Source organism: Nitrospirae bacterium YQR-1 (assembly GCA_039908095.1).
Taxonomy (GTDB): Bacteria; Nitrospirota; Thermodesulfovibrionia; order Thermodesulfovibrionales; family Magnetobacteriaceae; genus Magnetomonas.
In genome coordinates, this window is the sequence record JAMOBJ010000024.1 from 1 (window position 1) to 19,193 (window position 19,193).

Consider the following 19,193-nt stretch of genomic DNA (forward strand, 5'->3'; position numbering starts at 1 on the left):
CCATTATTGTTTTTTTCTTATTTATTAGCCACTTATAGCCACTTCACGCCATTTTTTACGCTGAACTTCCGTTAAAAACCTGCTTATAGTCCTCTTTGCACGCAAAAGACTCAGCTAGTTTTGCAGTATATTTAAGATGCTTTGACAAATCATGCTTCTCATTGTCACTATTTTCTGAATGTGCATAGTACCTCACATTTTCCTCCCACTGTTAGCTGACTCCCAAGTGTCAATGAAATTATTACTTTTGCAAAAACTAACTAAATGTAATTTTACTGTATTTATATAATATCTAAAATGTAGCTTGTTTGCAATACATATATTTAATAAATCATATATTCTGTACATGAATACTTTAAATAATCCCAATTTAAAATATCAAGTAAAAATAAATATTTTTCTTCTATATATGCATTATCTGTAAAAAATAATCATTATTCTAATGATATTAATACACACAATTATAAGCATAAACTCTTAGCTAATACCAAATTGCAGCGGAAGTAAACGCAGGTAGCTGGGAGCAAACGACTCAGGCATACTTTTTCGTACGTTAAAGAGCTTGTGACGATGCCAACAAAGTTAGACGATTGAATTCAACTTGGTATAACAGTATTTTTTTTATTTGTCATTGTGAGGAGCATTTGCGACCATGGGAACCCCCTTTTAGGGGAGGGCAATCTCAGCCTTTAAAAATAATGAACGGAATTATGCACATCGCTATAATTGGAGACCAACTCTATAATTCCCTGCAATTTCATCCCCTCACTACTGTCCCCTTACTATGAGAAATCCATGAGTTGAACTTATCAACGTAGATGTAAAACACAGGTGTAATATAGAGAGTCATAAACTGAGAGAAAAAAAGGCCGCCTACAACACAAATACCAAGGGGCTGGCGTGCCTCACCACCTGCGCCTATTCCCAGGGCGATAGGAAGGGTGCCGAAGAGCGCCGCCATCGTGGTCATCATAATCGGCCTAAAGCGTATTTGGCAGGCTTTAAATATTGATTCCTCAGCGGTAAGCCCCTCATTTCTCTCTGCATCAAGGGCAAAGTCAACCATCATAATCCCGTTTTTCTTAACTATTCCTATAAGCATAATCATACCGACGTAGGCGTACATGTCAAGCTCCTTGTTAAACATCCACAAGGCAAACAGGGAACCAAAACCGGCAAGAGGCAGAGCTGTCAGTATTGTAAGAGGATGAAAAAAACTTTCATAAAGCATTCCCAAAACAAGATATATAATTACCACCGTAACTATGAGTAAAAACCCCATACTTGAAAATGATTTTTTAAAAGCCTGCGCAGAGCCCTGGAAACCTGTGGTAATCGTGGCAGGCAGGGTCTCTTTGGCAAGTTTGTTTATATCTTCCATAGCCGAACCTATGGAGTAGCCCGGTTTAAGATTAAACGACACGGTGGCCGCAGGCACCTGCCCAATGTGATTTATGCTAAGCGGTGAGACTGTGTGTCGAATTTGGGCCACTGTTGACAGTGGTACCAGTTTACCGTTAGAAGACTTAATATAAAGCAGGGAAAGGAGCTCGGGAGATTGTTGATACTCAGGGGCAAGCTCCAATATAACATAGTACTGGTTTGTAGTGGTGTACATTGTTGAGACCTGCCTGTCACTATAAGCGCTATAAAAAGCATCCTGAATCTGTTTAAGCGTAAGCCCCAGCTTTGAGGCCTTGTCTCTGTCAATAATTACTTCTATGGCTGGTTTTCTCATCTGGAGGTCAGACCTGACGTCAGTCAGGGCAGGCAGCTTCCTGAGATTTTCCTCTGTTTGGCTGCCGTATTTAAATAATTCATCTATATCTGTGGTTTGCAAAGTGTACTGCCATTGGGCACTGGTAATCCTTGCCCCGATAGTTATAAGCGGCGGGTTTACTAAAGAGACGATGAGGCCAGGTACCTGATTGAGTTTGGGCCTCAGGCGATTGATGATTTCGTCAACTGAACTTTTACGCTCCTCCTTGTCCTTAAGTCCGACAAATATAATACCTCCGGTATCTCCAGGAAAGCCGGCGGCAGATGCCCCTTTAGCTTCTTTAATATCAGGGTCCTCTAAAATCAGTTTAATTAGCGCCTCCTGATGCTTCACCATATTCTCAAAAGAAATACTGTCTGAGGCTATGGAAAAGACTCTGAAAAAGTTTTGATCCTGAGTCGGAATAAACCCCTTGGGAACAGCTTGTGCCAGATAGACGGTACCAAAGACAATAAAGACTAAAAATATAAGAGTATATTTCCGGTGATAGATAACCCACTTTAACGTGTGGGAATAGAAGTCAATCATGCGCTTAAAAAACGCCTCCGAGTACTGGTAAAGACGGCCATGTGTGTGAGTAATAGCTCCCATAAAGCGGCTTCCCATAACAGGGGTAAGCGTCAGGGAAACAAGCCCGGAAAAAAGTATGGCTGATGTAATGCACACGGAAAACTCCCTGAAAAGGCGGCCTATAATGCCTCCCATAAACATAATGGGAATGAACACCACAACCAGGGAAATTGTCATCGAGAGAATTGTAAAACCGATTTCTTTGGAGCCGTTGAGGGAGGCGGTCATAGGGTCCTCACCCATCTCCATTCGCCGTACAATGTTTTCAAGCACTACGATGGCGTCATCAACCACAAATCCAACAGCAAGAGTGAGGGACATAAGGGACAAATTATTTAGAGAGTAGCCCATCAAATCCATCACGGCAAATGTCCCGATAAGGGACAGTGGAACGCTCAGGCTCGGAATTAGAGTCGGTCTTACGGCTCTTATAAAAAGAAATATGACAACAATGACTAAAAAAATCGTAAGAAGCAGAGTAAACTGAACATCATCGATAGATTCTTTTATAAATAGTGACTGGTCATAGAAAATGGCCATATCCATAGAGGCCGGCATGGAGGCCTTAAGTACCGGCATGAGGGATTTTATCTTATTGGCAAGCTCCACGGTGTTTGTCCCGGGCTGTCTGTTTACAAGAAGAAATATCCCGCGTTTTGCCTGTCCGTTAGCAAAAAACCAAGCTCTCTGTTTTTTATATTCAACGCCGTCAACGGCCTGCCCTATGTCTTTAATCCTAACCGGATAGCCGTTTTGGTAAGTGACAATAAGATTGTTATATCCCTCCGTGTCAAGTATCTGCCCGTAGGGTTTAAGCATAAAGCCGGTGGTAGTACCCTGCAGTTCCCCCCCCGGCAGGTTGACGTTACCTGAGGACAGGGCATCGGAAACCTCGTTTATTCCTATCCCCTTACTTGAAAGCGCATGTGGATTAACCTGCACTCTGACGGCATATCGCTGAGTGCCGACAATACGCACCTGTGCAATACCATTTATAGTAGAAAGGTACGGAGTAAGAATGTTCTCAGCATAATCATTAATGGCTGTAACAGGAAGTGTTTCAGAGATCAATCCTATAAAAATAATCGGCATATCACCGGGGTTAACCTTTATGTATGTAGGCGGATTAGGCAGATTTTTGGGCAGCACACCCATAGCAGATGAAATAGCGGCATTAACATCCTGAGCGGCGGCGTCAATGTTTCTCTCCAGAGAAAATTGAATATTAATTGTCGTCTTACCCTGAACACTTGTTGAGACCATAGAGTCAACACCTGAAATGGTAGAAAGCTGTTTTTCTAAAGGCATAGCAACAGTGGAGGCCATAGTTTCACTGTTAGCGCCTGGTAAAATGGCTGTTACCTCTATAGTAGGGAAGTCAACATTAGGAAGGTTATTAATCGGAAGTTTTTTATAACTTATTACGCCAAAAAACAAAATACCGGCCATAAACAGGATGGTCATAATTGGACGTCTTATCCATATTTCGGAAAGGTTCACGGCTATGGGCCTTTTTTAGGTGGCGGGCTTTGCTCCGGTGCCGGCTGTGCCGTGGAGACGTCATTGAATTTTACTGTTAAGCCGTCTTTTAGCTTTATATGGCCGTCGGTCACAACAGTTTCACCGGCAACGATACCGGATTTGATAACAGTTTCGTCTCTTTGCACTCTGTCAACAACTACCGCCCTCAGTTGGGCAGTCATATCAGGTTTAACAACAAAAGCGTAATTACCCTTAAGCCCTGACTGGACGGAAGCGGATGGAACCACGACGGCATTGGGTGTAACTGACAGGTGCATAACAACATTAACAAACTGCCCGGGCCAGAGAAAACCGTCCTTGTTTTCATACTCCGCCTTAAGCTCTATCATACCGGAGTTCTGGTCAACGGAGTTGCTTATGAAAGTGAGCTTTCCCTCACGCGGTGTTTTTTCGTACTTAGGCGGAAATGCCAGCACTTTAAGAGTATTTTTGTCACTAAACTCTTTGATTTCATTGAGAAACCTTTCCGGCACGGAAAACTTGACCAAAATTGGTTGAATTTGGTTTATTGTGACAACTTTGGTTTTATTTTCCTCAACCACGGCGCCTTCCTTGAGGATAAGAGCGCCTGTTTTACCATCAATGGGGGAGTGGACGGAGCAGTAGGCAAGGTTTAGTCTTGCCTGTTTTACGACAGCCTCATCTGACCTTACAAGCTCCTCCTGAGCCTTGTAACTGCTTGTGCTTTTATCGTAATCAGAGCGGGAGACGGCACCTTTTTCAAGTAGAAACGTGTATCGTTGAGCCTCTTCTTTGGCATACGTCAGATTTGCTCTGTCTTTGGCAAGCGTGCCCTCAGCCTGACTGAGTTTCTCTTTGTACGGGGCCGGGTCTATGGTAATAAGTAAGTCGCCTTTCTTTACAAACTGTCCTTCTTTAAAATGAATTTTCAGGATTTTCCCAGGGATTTGCGGTATAAGCGACAGAGAATTAAAAGCCTCTACCGTACCAAATGCCGTTATTTCAACAGGCATGGACTTAGCAACCGCCTTTTGCACGGAAACAGGCACAGGAGGCTGAGCTTTCTTCTGTCCGGTTGCCATATTATTACAGCTTATAATAAATAGAAATATAAAGGCTGAAACAGTTATCCTTATACTTGTCTTTATTTTCATTTTTATCTTAAATAATAAAACATTTTATTAAATAAGATTATAACCTTAATTTATCGGACTGTGTCAAGGTTTAGTTTTATGCTTACCTCCGATGTTTAACAACACAAACATAAAACCTGAACCTAACCCCAGTACGGCAGTGACGCCGATACTATGTAACGCAGGGTGTTTAGCCAAAATCAGTGAGCCAAACCCAAAAACAGTCGTAAGCACTGAAAGTGCTACTGAGCCGAAGGTACGGTCAAACTTATCACTGCTGTCCTGCTCGCTGCTCCACCCCAGCACTACTGAATAGTCTATAACCAGGCCAAACATGAAAATAACCACCAGGGTTGCCATCAGATCAAAGGGCAAGCCGGCAAACCCCATAACTCCAAAGGTAAAAATAAATGCCTGCAAAAGCGGCAAAATAAAGACTCCCGTTGCTTTTATGCTCCTTGTGAAAATAAACACAATCAACAGCAACAAAACCATTGAAGCAGTGCCCAGTTTGATAAATTCAGAAAACATCAGATTTACCATCTTATTTGTAAAGGACTTACCGTCAACGGTAAAGGCAAAGGGCAGATTTTTTTTTAACATTGTATCAAACGACTCAGGTATTTTGGCGTTGCTGCTCCAGAACTTCGTTAAAAGTATTCCCTCTCCCCGCTCGTTTTTAAATAATGACTGAACAAGCAATTGTTTAAAAAAGGGCTGATCATAAAGAGCATCAAGATTACAGTTGTGGTTATCACCTGGAAGCTTCTTTACGTAATCTACAAAAAACTCCGGACGCATTCCGTACTTTGCACATACAGTTTTCAGGTTCTCTGTAAGCTCTTCTTTACGCTGCTGTGTCCAGAAGTTAATCCAGTTTTTAGTGTTTGCCATAAGAGTATTGTCTGAGGGCAGCAGCCAGGCTACAGAAGTATAACCGTCAATGCCCTGCTCCCCTGAGTGCTCCGACAGCCAACGGTCTGTCTGTTCGTTTTTTGAAAATAAATCATTCTGATTACGCTCCCTTACCGCTATGTAGGAGGCATTCATCAATGAGGGAAAGGTCTGTCTGAGCAGATTAAAATCCCGTTGTGTCTCAGAGGAGGCCATGTTTAGTTTTGCAATTTCACCGTCGAGACGGAGACTTTGAAGGCCGGGAAGTGCAACGAGAGTCAGGACAACGGACATTAACCGGAAAAGTCCCGCATACCTGCCTGCAAGGCGGCGAAACATCTCAGCAACAGGCGTAAACGGCACAAGCGGATGACTACCCTCACTTTTGATTTTTACTATTATTACGGGAAGAACTGTCAGCACAAAAACAAAAGAAGCCGTCAGGCAAAGCATCGAAAAGCGGCCGAGCTGCACATACCCCGGGATATCTGAAAACAGCAAAACACTAAAAGCAATCATAGTTGTTACAAAACACAGTAAAAAGGGTCTGGTAACATCTTTAACTATTCCCGTAAGCATTGCCTCATCGGGGGTGTCCATCCGGTCGGCCTTGTATAAGATAATTATCCCGTAATCAGCTACAATGCCTGAAAGCGCCCCCCCCATTCCCAGCACTATAGCCGATATCCCGGGTAAAAAGGCAGATACCGAGGCAGCAAATAAATTACCAAACAAGGCGGGAAGTAGGGCTATGAGAAAAAAATACTTTCTTGCAAATACCAAAAAACACAACAATGTAATACTAACCAGGGAAACAACAGTTATTACAGTAATGTCCCGCTTAACCGAACCGGCATTATAAACGGCAAATCTGTGCCCGCTTAACCATGTTATCGTCACCATATTATTATATTTATCCGTCACAGTTTTAACAGCAGAGTTGATTTCGTTGACAAGTTCAAGGCCTTTTATGGAGTCTGTCATAGAAACACCGGTTGATGCCGTAAAGAGCAAGGTTTGCTCATCAGATGAAAACACTATGCCGTCTTTTATCTTAAGAGAGCCGGAAACTCCATAGAGGCTTTGAAGCCTTTTCAAAAACAGATGGTTAATGCCCAGAGGGTCTTTTTTAACCATTTGTGTAATATACGGAACCGGCGTCTCTATAAGCATCGCCTTTATCTTAGCCATCATTTTATCAATTGACTCCAATGTTAATGCACTACTGAGAGTTGCGCTGTTTAATTCTGAAAAGAAACAGTGGCTATAGGTATTAAGTTTTTCCAACGCCGTATTTATATCATCTATGTCCCACTTGTACCGCACCTGCTCAATGTATCTGCTGTCTTTTAATTTATCCGAGAGACTCTGCGCCGCATCAGTTAAAACATCATCCCGCATGTTTGTCTGTACCATAAAAACAATCTGGTTCGAGTTTTTGAAATTAAGCAACACATCGGCATAGTCCCTTACGGACTTATCGTTCAGTGGTAAGATATTCATTATATCATCACTTAAATGCAGCCCGGAGGATATCCACCCCATAAGGGCAAACATACACAGACAGACAATAAGCACGATGTTGGAGTGTGCGAAGAGTTTTTTCAGAATGTATGTAAGAATCAACCTTACGGCCTTTTTATAAATCAGGAGTCTTGCTGAGTATAATTTTACTGTTTTTCAGCCCTTCTTTAATATCTGTTATGATAAGGCTGAATTTATAATGATATTCATAATTGGTGACTGTTATTTCTGCGGGTATATTTCCTGCCCAGCCTTCAAATTTTTTCCAGCCTTGATATGTAACCCCCCGTGTAAGTGCGCCGCCGGAAATTTCCTTAGAGTCTGCAATGCTGCCGTTTTCATCAAAAGTATATATGACGGAGCCTCTGAGGGATTTAGTAATAAGGCAGTTTATACCACATGCCTGCGCAGTACCCACAGTGTGCAGTGTGTGCAGGATAAGGCTAATATCCCTTACAGGGCCGTTTTTTACCACCTGATGCGGGATTTGTCCCGGACATGCAAGTACCTCTGTTGTATTGTCATTGAACAGGAAATCAAAAAAACGGCTGCCTATCTCCGCCATGCCAAGTGCCCTGAAATTATCTCCGTCAAAAGCCGTATAGCTTACGAAATCAAATTCAAGCTCATTGAGATTGAGCACAACATGTCCGGTAAAGGTGCCTCTCTCAGGCATTGTATTACGTAATTTTGTAAGCAGCCTGAAATGATCCGGAGATAAGTCGTATGACTCAGGAAGTGTCACTTCCTTTGCCACACAAGAAGCCATAAACACCAGCATGGCAAGTAAAATGTAAACAATCTGTTTTTTCAATTTAGCAGCTCCGCAAAAGACAACAACACAGACACTTTCAAAAGATGTGTTGATATTAAGCTTTTTTTCTCCCTTTATTGTCAATTATGTATATACTTCTGAACCTTATACTATCGCGGGCAAAACAGGACAGTAAACATCAGTAGAATGACCACGGATTTGGAAAAGGTTCAGAGATAAGCTCTGCTTGAAACTCATCGGACTTTATGAGTTCTGTTACCTGTTCGATCTCCTGATGCAGAGGTCTATCTTCTATAAGCTTAGGGAAAACGCTTCTGATAAGTGACCACATTTTTTTATAACCCTCTCCCATAACAGAGCTATCCCCTCTGCAGTCTGCCGCCTGTACCAGAGCCATGGCTTCCACAGCGGCAATTTTCCATGCCATTGGGAGCACTCTCTGAGTGTATTTTGCGCCTGTTAACCCCATGCTTACAATATCCTGATTATTGCCGTTAGTGGGGATGGATTGTATCGAGGCAGGGCTGCCCATCATTCTGGCCTCGGCTGCCAGTGAGGTACACAGGAGCTGACAGCCCGCCATGCCTGAGTTAAGTCCCGGCTCAGCAGCCGTCAGCATAGGGGAGAGCCCCTGTGAATAACGCCAGTTGAGGAGGCGGTCAATCTGCCGCTCGGCAAGCAAAAGCATTTTAATTATACTGAGCCTCAGGTAGTCCGATGCAAAGGATATCTGCTGCCCGTAGAAGTTACCGCCATGCAGGACAGTCTCTGTTTCAGGGAAAATCAGAGGATTATCAGTTGAGGCATTGAGCTCCCGTGTAACAACCTGTTCAACATGCCAGATTACATCCTGACATGCACCCAGTATCTGCGGAACACAACGGATGGAGTACGCATCCTGTATTTCAACGCCGGCTCTTACAGGTTTTTCTCTTGCGCCCCACCTATGTTCTCTTATCTCACAGGCATAGCGATCATTCTTTAGTAGATACTCAGTCATACGCCCGGCCACAGTTGCCTGCCCGCGATGCCCGCGCGCCCTGTGTAACTGCTCACACAGTACCTCAGGCTCTGCAAACATCACCTGAATAAGGCAGGCGGAGAGAAACTCCAGTGTATTTAAGAGCTTCTGAGACTCTACAACAGAAAGACACATCAGCCCTGTCATAGCAGACGTTCCATTTACAAGGGCCAACCCCTCTTTACTTTTCATCCTAATTGGCTTAAGGCCTGCTTTGGAGAGTGCCTCCTGAGCGCTAAGACGCTGCCCTTTATATGAAGCCCATCCAAAACCGGCAAACACACGTGCCATATGAGCCAGCGGAATCAGATCCCCGCTTGCCCCCACCGAACCCTCCGAGGGTATCTCCGGCAGGAGATTCACCTCTAAAGCCTTAATGATGTTGTCAACAACCTCTGAGCGTATCCCTGAAAAACCTCTTGCCAGTGCATTGGCCCTGGCTACCATTATAGCGCGGGTCTCTGAATGTGAAAAAAGGCTCCCCTGGCCGCAACACAGATGATGAAATAGATTTATCTGGTGCTGCTCTAAATCTTCCTTTGATATCCGTGTCCCGGAGAGAGGCCCAAAACCTGTATTTATACCATATATCACTCTTCCATTATTTTCAAAACGCTCCACCAGCTCTCTGGATTTAGCCATTTTCCGCTTAGCACCCTCGCTAAGCTTACACTCAGCATTGGAAATGACTATATCATACACATTACGAAGTGTTAATCCGTGTCCGTTTATTTCTATCACATCCGCCTCATCTCTGTAGTGCTTCAAAACAGTTTGGGATTGGTTTGGGAGAAAATCTCATCCGGCAGTTTTTTATTTTCTGACTCTGTCTTAAAATCTATCTCTATTCTGTCCCCTGTGTTTTTATTATCCTCGCTTTGCTCTGTTATGATTAACCTTGTAACACGGTAATTGGCAGGGTTTATATGGAACGTAAAAGAGCTTAATTTTGACGGCTTGCCGGAGGAGTACGGAGCAAGCATAACCCTGATTTCTTTGTCTTTTTTAACTTCCAGATTATACGTTTTGTTAAGGGATGTAAAATCTCCTTTTATGAATTTCATCATCTGCTCCATCACCTGTGCAAAAAACTCAGAACCCGCAAGTTTCATCTTTCTTGTCTTACCTTCTGTCACCTCATATTTGGAAGCGGCCCCCTGACTAAATATTAAAATACTTTTGTACGGTTCAGTTATCTCCCATCTCATCATATTTGGAGCTTGAAAATACAGGCGTCCCTTAGACGTCAGACGCTCTTCAAAAAGGCTTAAATATCGTGTTTGTGTAAAGGCAGCCTCCAATGATTCCACCTTGCCTAAATTGCTTTTTAGATCTTCCAGCAGTTTTTGATTATTTTCCGTAAACTCCGCCGCCTCTGCTATATTGCATAGCAGTGACACGCAAATGAATATTAATGAGAATGTTTTAAACATTTTCCACCTGTGATTATATAGTTTTGAAAACACTTATCTTTCCCTCTTTTGATTATGATTCTCTCTTGCCGGCCGATTGCCTTACCACTGAGTGTCACCTGTTTGCTTTTAATAACTGCGGCTGCACAAAGGTACAGAGCGTCAACGCAGGGGCTGTAACCGCAAATCCTCTCTATGCCCGATAACTCAGAACTTAAGGAGGGCTCTGAGCCACTATTGCCCTGCGAGATTTCTAAAGTGTACTGAACTGTGCACCCAACGCCATAATCAAAACCACTACTTTGGATTTCCTTTATGCAGCCGTACTTTGCATTGTCATCTTTGCTAAGTACAAAGGAGACAAAGAACTCACCCGGCTCATACACCACATCATCCTGTGCACAGCCCTCCTTAAACAAAGCCGTGGCATAGTTTCTGAGCATGTGATTCTCATCTCCGATACAAGCAAACACATAATCACAAGAGTCTTGTTTAAGCCATGCGGCGGCGGTTTCTATCACCTGGGCTGTGGTTAGCTCAAAGCTGCTGATTGTTGTGACAGGCCCGGTTATCTTTAAAGCTATTGATATCTGAGCGCATATGGAATTATGCACGGAATTTATAAAATCAGTAGGCGATGGGGCACTGTCACCATAATCAATAAGACTATCCTGAAAATTAAAAGAAGCATTTAAACACCCATAACCGGTGCCTGTTACTATCCCGATATTTTTATTAGTATCATCAACTATGCCGGCATCTTTTAAGGCTAATATGGAGCAAAGGAGCGCCTTTTGTGCAAGTGGGTCAATTCTCCTTAGTAATGCAGGCGAGATGTAATCTTTCAATCCCTCAGCCACAGCCTTAAACATGCCAAGTTCTCTTTGGCCCTGTGCCAGATCAATAAGCTCCATTACATATTGCGGTTTCCTCCGGCCTCTAAGCCCCTGCCAAAAATGCTCCACCCCAACCCCAAACGGAGTTATCATGCCAAGCCCTGAGATGCCTGCCTTCACTGCTCTGTCCCTGTAAGCAGCAGAGCTGAGTTTGTACCGCCAAAAGCCAGTGAGGTGGAAAGCGCTGCACTGGTTTTAACTGCTGTTGTCTTTATAGTGGGAGAGAGCATACATTTTTCATCATAATGCTCAAAACCCAAAGTGGCGGGTATCATTCCGTCACACAGCGACTTTACGGAAAACACGGCCTCAAGAGCCCCTGCTGCTCCCAATGTGTGTCCTGTGTATGATTTGGTGGACGTCACAGGTATCTCTGTGCTAAATAGCCGGCTAATAATAGCTCCCTCCGCACAGTCGTTAGCCTCCGTTGATGTGCCATGGGAATTGATGAAGGAAATATCTCTGATATTGAGTGTGCTTTGGCTTAAAGCAAAGGTTATAGCTTTTTTCAAACCGGTACCGTCAGGATGCGGTGAGGAACAGTGAAAAGCGTCCGCTGCCGTGCCGTATCCGGCGGCATAGGCAAGGGCTTTTGCCTTGCGGTTATTAGCGGCGCTATCCCGCTCAAGGACCAACACACCGGCGCCCTCGCCTAAATTTAACCCCTTCCGTCTTGCATCAAACGGGCGGCATGGCTCATCAGATGTTACCAGCAAGGAAGCAAACCCTAAGTATGTTGTGCGGCAGAGTTCATCTGTTCCGCCCGCTATCACTATGTCGCATAAGTCCTGACTCAGCCAGTGCATTGATATACCTATGGCGTCTGTGCCTGATGAGCAGGCGTTAGCCACAGTGGCGGCAGGGCCTTTGAGGTTATACCGTTTTCTGATAAATAAGGCGGGATTATTACTGAGGTATCTCTCTATAGCTTCAAAGCCGGGGGTCTTGTTGTCTTTCCATGCACGGTAAAATTGCTCGTTATTTAATGTACAGGCCACCGTTGTTCCTATGCAAACCCCTACACGGTATCCTGAGGAGAGATCACTCTCTGTAAGTTGCGCCTGATTTAATGCCTCATGGAGTGCCTTTAAGAGAAGTCTGACAGAACGTGTCACCATAGTATTACTTTCCTCAGGCAACCGGCCCTTATACTCAAAGACCGGATATTGCACTTTTAAATCAGCTTCAAACAAGGAGGGCGGTGAGGGATTTCGAATGCCGGCGTACATATTTTGCAGGCATTGTTCTACATTACCGCCGGAGGCACATACCGCCCCTAATCCTGTTATCTTTATTGTTGAAGCCATTGCCCGTTATTGACTTTCATCGTCTTCTTTGGGTGACGTTGTTGTTACACTAAGGCCATTGTCGTCAAAGGCAAGAACTTTCTTTTTACGTGTGGCATACCAGTATGTCCACTTTTTCTTTTCTAATGAAGGGGTGACATGCTCAGGCGGATAACCATATGATATCAAAACAGCTCTTTTTGTCATCCCTGCGGTGACAACACCCCCTTTTATGCTTTTTATCTCTTCCTCCGTTAACCCTGTAACCAGAATTTCAAATGGTTTCTTTGTAAATAACCTCTTTGCAAACGCCTCAGGACTCATGTTCCCATGATGGACAGGGTAGTATTTTATATAATGCCTTACATTATCACTTTTTGTTTGGAACTGTATATATTCAGGTTTTATATCAATATTATAAACCTCTGTACCGGCTGCAATTATGCTGCCCTTTTTGTAGTTAAGACTCCATGCTGTAGAGCGCTCAAACCAAAGATTGTACGACGTATAATATGTCCCTGTACTCATATCCTCATCGTCAGCGGCAGCTAATTGGGTGCACACTATTGTAAGAGTAAGTAGAATAACTGCTGCTGTTATAGAAGAAAGTATTCTTTTCATGTTACACCTCTGTTGTTAAGAGTGTCCAGATAATATTTATCCGTTGGTATAGTACTATGTGGCGTTTTGCACACTACGGATGTAGTCACTCAGGGTTTTAATGGACGTAAATATCTCCCGAACCTTCTGCATATCTTTAATTTCACAGTTAAAATGACGCTGTAATATTACTACCAGCTCCACGGCATCCAGTGAATCCAGCCCTAATCCCTCCTCACCAAAAAGGAAGTCATCATCTTTAATGTCCTCCGCCTTGATGTGGGTAAGCTTAAGGTCCCTGACTATTATCTCTTTTAACTTATCCTCTGTCGTCAAATAAACCCTCCATTTTGTTAAATACTAGTTTAATTATTCTCTTAAAGAGTCCCCATCTTTAAGAGGGCTGCCCCAGAAATTACTGAAATTGTACCACATGTAAGGGTGTTTTGTTAAGAAATCTTCTATGAAGCCGGCATAACTCCTGACAAGGTATTTTTCGGCATCAGCCCGGGGCATATCTGAGGTCTTAAGTTCATCAGTCAGGCACTTGTACTCTATATAATACTTCATAGGGCCTATGCGTGAAGTTAGGAGCACAACTATGTCTGAGTTTGTAGCTGTTGCCAGCCGGTATGGATAAGCCGGGAAATGGGCATCATCCCCTAAAAAAGGTGTTACTACAGTGTCGGTTGTTGATATCCGGTCGCCCATTACGCATAAGCATTGTCCCTTTAACAGCACATTGGTTGCTTCTATCATTCCACCCATGAAATTACGCGGAGAGATCACACTGAAATTCTTTTTTTTGTTGTTCAGATCAAAAAAGTGTCCCCCTTGCCAGTTTTCCGTATCGAAGTGGAAGTGTACATTGCAGTGCATTTTATCATAAGTGGCCATTATGTTTTGCCACGGTCCGATATGTGTTGTCAGAAGAATCAACCCCCGGTTCTTTTTAACAAGCCCGGCAAATTGCTCCCTCTGTGGAAACTCCACCCCTATGCCCTCAGTTCCAACTATACCTAAGGCTACCTGTTCAATAAGCACTGCTCCGTATGTATAGATATATTTAAAACATGTAAGATAACGTGCGATAAAACCTCTTTGAGGAAAACGCCGCCTTAAATAGTGATCTGAAATTTTAAATACCGACGGCCGTAATAATATGTAATAGGGGAGTATTATTAATAATAAAACATAGGCAGCCCCGAGCCCTCCAATTTTAAGCAGCAAGTGAAAGATAAGAAAACCCGGCCTGTTACCATAAGTTGAGTTTGGCATATTACGTCTTTATGTCCCTGCAGAGGGCCTTTACAGGCAGATAGATAATTAACCCGCACAGCAGCGCCAACAAGGGAGCAAGTATAATTGCACCGGCCACATACTCAAAAAACAGCTCACCTGCCACAGCCCACAGTTCCCTTGTTGTATGGATGTTGCCAAGGTCGGACATTTTCCATAGAAGTTTTCCATGTAAGATAAAATAGCCGGCCTCAAGAGCTAATACCGGTACAAACGGCGGTGCGCAAAAATGCTGCATGTTGATGGCTATCAATCTGTTTAATCTCAGTCTGGTCGCAACAAAACCAATAGTGACAGTATGCATAAAAAACAGCGGCAAAGTGCCGATAAATATCCCTGTCATGGCGGATATTATTATCTCCTGAGATGATGTTGCCTCAGTAAGGAGACGTTTGAGGCTTTTGACAGGTGTCTTTATCGAGAGCTTTCTTTTTTTCCTCTCCTCGGTTTCAAAATACTTCTTATGTGGGATGGGTAGGAAATTACGTATCACCAGGGCTGTGTAAGTAATGGAAATAAGCGCATTATCTGCAACCGCCCTGAAATGAGACGCCTTTATTGTTTCCTCGCTGTACTTAACTGATACGTCCGTCTGCTGTGTATCCAACCCTGCCCATATGCCTTTGACCAGAATTTCGATTTCAAAATTATAGTGTCTGGCACTGACACTCAGCCTCTCAAATAGTGCTACAGGGTAGGCTCTGTAACCGCTTTGTGTATCTTTCAATCTCAATCCCGTGCAGACCCATACCCAGAAATTAGAGAACCGTCTTCCAAATCTGCTGGAGCCGGGTACGCCCGTTTCAGGAAATACTCTGTTACCCAGCACTATGGAAAGGGGATTATCCTCAATTGCTGCAACAAACTTGCGGGCCTCTGCAGGGTCATGCTGTCCATCAGCGTCCATAGTTATTATATGAGTATAGCCATTATTGCGGGCCTTGTTCGCCGCTGCTAAAAGAGCGGCGCCTTTACCCTGATTGCTCTCCCAGCCCTCAATAAAAAGCCTGTCGTGTGCCGGCAGAACAAACATTGCACCATCTGTGCTTCCATCGTTAAACACAAGCACATCATATCCGCTCTCCAGTGCCCTTAGTGTTATATCTAAAAGGGTCCCGGCATTATTATAAGTCGGAATAACTATCAATATGCGCAGATTCTGCTCAGTTAACATTGTTTTTTTATCACCGTTAGTTCTACGGGAATCACTTCTCCAAAAAAATCCAATACAAATATACTTTTGCGTTTTACTATAAAACAAAAAAGCTGCTACTTTTTTATAATAAAAAAAGTTTACAACAATATTATTATCTTTTTCAACTCATACCAAGCAGCAGTAAAAAGAGTAACGAGGCGGCTGGGAGAAAGCGACACCTCCCCTTACAGGGGATTCCCCTTTAGGGGAGACGTCAAGGAGTTTTAGACGAAGCCAACGAAGTTAATCGAATGACTGCAACTTGGTATCATACATCTTTCATATCCTTTACCTAGCCAAAGGGTGGCTTTTGTCGTATGTGTCCATGAGGTGTTCGATATCCAGATGCGTGTAGCGTTGAGTGGTGGAAAGTGAGGAGTGTCCAAGCAGCTCTTGTATAACTCTGAGGTCGGCGCCGCCGTGAAGCAAGTGTGTCGCAAAGGTATGTCTTAAAGTGTGCGGACCCATCTTTCCCTGTATCCCGATAAGGCGGGCAAATTTTACCACAATCCTTCTGATATGCCGCACTGTCAGACGCCTTCCGCCTGAATTTAAAAAAAGAGCACCTGAGTCATCCTCAGTCGTTTTCTTAGAGGCGGCGCCTTTAGCCCTTGTCTTTTTAATCAGCAAACGCTCAATCAGATAAATCTTTACAGCCTTAACAGCAGGTTCACCAACCGGAACAATTCGCTGTTTTTTCCCCTTTCCCATGACCTTTATGAGTCCCTGATTAAGGTTTATATCCTCCATGTTAGTGCCGGTAAGTTCGCTGATTCTGAGGCCGCTTGAATAGAAAAGCTCAACTATCGCCCTGTTTCTGGCCATGATAAATCCCATCCCTGAGGTTTTCTCTATCAGGTTAAATACATCATCAACACTTAAGAATTTAGGAAGCGCTCTGGGCGCCTTTGGGGTCGGCACAAGCCTGGTGGGATTGTTTGCTACAACCCCCTGAGCACGGAGATACTTAAAAAATGACTTAACAGTGGCAAGCCTTCTTGCAACAGTTGACTTAGCAAGCCCCGCCCGGCTTTGTGACGCTACAAAGCCCCTTATATCATATAAATCGGTATCTCCGGCATCTTTTTCCGCTGCTGTTTTCAGGAATTCATCGAGGTCCTTGCCGTATGCCCGCAGGGTGTGCTCTGAGGCGTTAACCTCTGTGGACATATACCTTAAAAAATCATCTATATGCTGCTTTAATGAACCCATCTATATCCGTAAGCGCCCTTTCCACAATCAGTTTTCGCCGTATGTTCTTGTCTTTTGTCTTAACCTCAAGCTGTGGAAACAGACTGAAATTTATATTGGAAGGTTGAAAAGCCCCGTGCTTTTGCTCTGTTGTCACATATTTAATAAGCGCTCCTGTTGATGTGGTCTCGGCAGGAAGGATGTGGGGAAGCGACTTAACTTTTCTTGCCGCCGTAATACCGGCAAAAAGTCCCATTGCAGTTGACTCGACATAGCCCTCAACTCCGGTAATCTGTCCGGCAAGAAGAATATGTTCATGTCCCTTTATGGCAAGTCCACTGTTGAGATATGTGGGGGAGTTGATATAAGTGTTTCTGTGAACACTGCCAAATCTGAGAAATTCGGCATTTTGCAGCCCAGGAATCATCCGAAAGACCCTCTGCTGCTCAGGGTACTTAAGTCTCGTTTGAAATCCAACCATGTTGTACGCACTCTTTTGCGTATTTTCCGTCCGCAACTGAACCACTGCCCATGGTTGTTTCTGAGTTTGAGGGTCAATAAGGCCAACCGGTTTCATAGGGCCAAAGCGTGGTGTATTTATGCCGCGTGCGGCCATTGCCTCTATAGGCATACAGCCCTCAAACACTCTGCTGTCTTCAAAATCCCTGACAGCCACCCTGTCAGCGGCAACCAGTGCATCATAAAAGGCACTATAACACTGCGCATCCATCGGGCAGTTAATGTAATCATCCCCGCCTTTACCATATCGTGAGGCACTAAAGACCTGTGAGTAGTCAATGGTATCAGCGTCTATCACAGGGGCAATGGCATCATAAAAAAATAACGCCTCCTGTCCCAGCATTTCAGTGAGGCTCTTTGACATAGTGGGTGAGGTTAGAGGCCCTGTGGCTAAAATATATACTTTAGGAGTACCGTCGGAAGCAACAGGGCTAAGCTCAGACAAATTCGATAGTTCCTCTCTGATAACCCTGATGTTTGGGTTTGACTCCACGGCGTTTGTAATAAACTCAGCAAAGCGTGTCCTGTCAACGGCAAGTGCGGAACCGGCAGGTACGGAGGTCTGACGTGCAGCCTCCATAATTAAAGAGCCGAGTCTGGTAAGCTCCTGCTTAAGCAGACCATGTGCAGTATCGGGTAGGTTGGAGCGCAGGGAGTTTGAACAGACAAGCTCACCCAGAAGCCCGGTTCTGTGCGCCTCAGTCTGCACGTTGGGTCTCATTTCGTAAATGGTAACGGCTATGCCGAAACGTGCCGCCTGCCATGCCGCCTCAGAGCCTGCCAGGCCGCCCCCTATTACAACCACCTCAGGCATACGTTATTGGTTTAAGTCTTTTATGTAGGCGTCTTTGTCCGCCCTGTGGCGTATCATTTGCCCCTCTACCATGTAAATTACCATCTCAGCAATATTTGTTGCATGGTCTCCGATTCTTTCCAGATACCTGGAGATGTAACCCAACTTTGTGGCCGGTATGGCCGAGTCACAATCGTGTAGCATCATATCAATGAGATCGCGCAGCACCTTTTCATTTATATCATCCACCTCTGTGTCCCTGGACATTACATTGAGGGCAAGGGATTTATCCTCTTTAATGAAGGAATCCACCGCATCTCTTACCATACCGCAGGTTATATCTCTGAGAATCGGGATATTTAAGTGTGTGGCAATGTATTTTTCATCGGCAAGCTCGATGGTTCTATTGGCAACGTTTGCAGCATTGTCGGCAATACGCTCTAAGTCAGTGGTTATTTTCATTGCTGTTGTGATAAGACGTAGATCTCTTGCCACCGGTTGTCTTAAAGCGATGAGCTTTATACAGTGTTCATCTATTTCAATATCAAAGGTGTTTATGAGAGCATCGCCCACTGTAACTTTTTTGGCTAATTCCAGGTCTCTGGCAACCAAAGAAATAACAGAATTTCTTACGGCGTCCTCAACGAGTTTGCCCATTTCCTGGATTTTACCTTTAAGCTCAGCAAGCTCAGCTTCCCTTAGATACATCCCGAATCCTCCAAAAACTTATACCGAGTTGCATTCTATCGCCTAACTTTGTTGGCATCGTCGAAAGCTCCTTGACGTCTCCCCTGAAGGGGAA

Annotated in this window: 15 protein-coding genes; all 15 read right to left on the reverse strand. The window is 44.0% G+C overall.

The genetic code is table 11. The features are described from left to right. Nucleotides 1-757: 757 nt before the first annotated feature. The gene (locus H7844_11320) at nt 758-3,850 is read right to left on the reverse strand and encodes an efflux RND transporter permease subunit (GenBank protein MEO5357873.1); all 3,093 of its coding nucleotides are present in this window, start codon (nt 3,848-3,850) and stop codon (nt 758-760) included. Between the two features lie 2 nt (nt 3,851-3,852). Further along, nucleotides 3,853-5,007 carry an efflux RND transporter periplasmic adaptor subunit gene (locus H7844_11325; GenBank protein ID MEO5357874.1) on the reverse strand — a complete coding sequence of 385 codons (1,155 nt, stop codon included), beginning with the start codon at nt 5,005-5,007 and terminating at the stop codon, nt 3,853-3,855. A gap of 63 nt (nt 5,008-5,070) precedes the next feature. Then, a complete protein-coding gene (locus H7844_11330) occupies nt 5,071-7,506 on the reverse strand; it encodes a hypothetical protein (protein MEO5357875.1) in 2,436 nt (811 codons plus the stop codon). A 13-nt stretch (nt 7,507-7,519) separates the two neighbouring features. Next, complete coding sequence (locus tag H7844_11335; protein ID MEO5357876.1) at nt 7,520-8,218, reverse strand: hypothetical protein; 699 nt, start codon at nt 8,216-8,218, stop codon at nt 7,520-7,522. 139 nt (nt 8,219-8,357) lie between these two features. Continuing rightward, complete coding sequence (locus H7844_11340; protein ID MEO5357877.1) at nt 8,358-9,968, reverse strand: aromatic amino acid ammonia-lyase; 1,611 nt, start codon at nt 9,966-9,968, stop codon at nt 8,358-8,360. Next, nucleotides 9,965-10,633: an outer membrane lipoprotein carrier protein LolA gene (locus H7844_11345; GenBank protein ID MEO5357878.1), complete on the reverse strand. Its 669-nt coding sequence runs from the start codon at nt 10,631-10,633 to the stop codon at nt 9,965-9,967. The genes H7844_11340 and H7844_11345 overlap by 4 nt, the downstream gene beginning before the upstream one ends. Next, a complete protein-coding gene (locus tag H7844_11350) occupies nt 10,612-11,628 on the reverse strand; it encodes a beta-ketoacyl synthase chain length factor (protein MEO5357879.1) in 1,017 nt (338 codons plus the stop codon). Before H7844_11350 ends, H7844_11345 begins: the two co-directional genes overlap by 22 nt. Beyond that, on the reverse strand, nt 11,625-12,815 hold the full coding sequence (locus H7844_11355; GenBank protein MEO5357880.1) for a beta-ketoacyl-[acyl-carrier-protein] synthase family protein: 1,191 nt from the start codon (nt 12,813-12,815) through the stop codon (nt 11,625-11,627). Before H7844_11355 ends, H7844_11350 begins: the two co-directional genes overlap by 4 nt. A 6-nt stretch (nt 12,816-12,821) precedes the next feature. Next, nucleotides 12,822-13,415 (reverse strand): hypothetical protein, encoded by a 594-nt coding sequence (locus tag H7844_11360; GenBank protein MEO5357881.1) that lies wholly within the window; start codon nt 13,413-13,415, stop codon nt 12,822-12,824. A 54-nt stretch (nt 13,416-13,469) separates the two neighbouring features. Beyond that, nucleotides 13,470-13,730 (reverse strand): phosphopantetheine-binding protein, encoded by a 261-nt coding sequence (locus H7844_11365; GenBank protein MEO5357882.1) that lies wholly within the window; start codon nt 13,728-13,730, stop codon nt 13,470-13,472. Between the two features lie 33 nt (nt 13,731-13,763). Next, a complete protein-coding gene (locus tag H7844_11370; protein MEO5357883.1) occupies nt 13,764-14,672 on the reverse strand; it encodes a hypothetical protein in 909 nt (302 codons plus the stop codon). A gap of 1 nt (nt 14,673) precedes the next feature. Then, nucleotides 14,674-15,867: a DUF2062 domain-containing protein gene (locus H7844_11375; protein MEO5357884.1), complete on the reverse strand. Its 1,194-nt coding sequence runs from the start codon at nt 15,865-15,867 to the stop codon at nt 14,674-14,676. A gap of 309 nt (nt 15,868-16,176) precedes the next feature. Next, nucleotides 16,177-17,100, reverse strand: coding sequence for a tyrosine recombinase XerC (locus H7844_11380; protein MEO5357885.1), 924 nt, complete (start codon nt 17,098-17,100; stop codon nt 16,177-16,179). Then, nucleotides 17,072-18,412 (reverse strand): methylenetetrahydrofolate--tRNA-(uracil(54)-C(5))-methyltransferase (FADH(2)-oxidizing) TrmFO, encoded by a 1,341-nt coding sequence (gene trmFO / locus H7844_11385; protein MEO5357886.1) that lies wholly within the window; start codon nt 18,410-18,412, stop codon nt 17,072-17,074. The genes H7844_11380 and trmFO overlap by 29 nt, the downstream gene beginning before the upstream one ends. Nucleotides 18,413-18,415: 3 nt before the next feature. After that, complete coding sequence (gene phoU, locus H7844_11390) at nt 18,416-19,099, reverse strand: phosphate signaling complex protein PhoU (GenBank protein MEO5357887.1); 684 nt, start codon at nt 19,097-19,099, stop codon at nt 18,416-18,418. Nucleotides 19,100-19,193 lie beyond the last annotated feature (94 nt).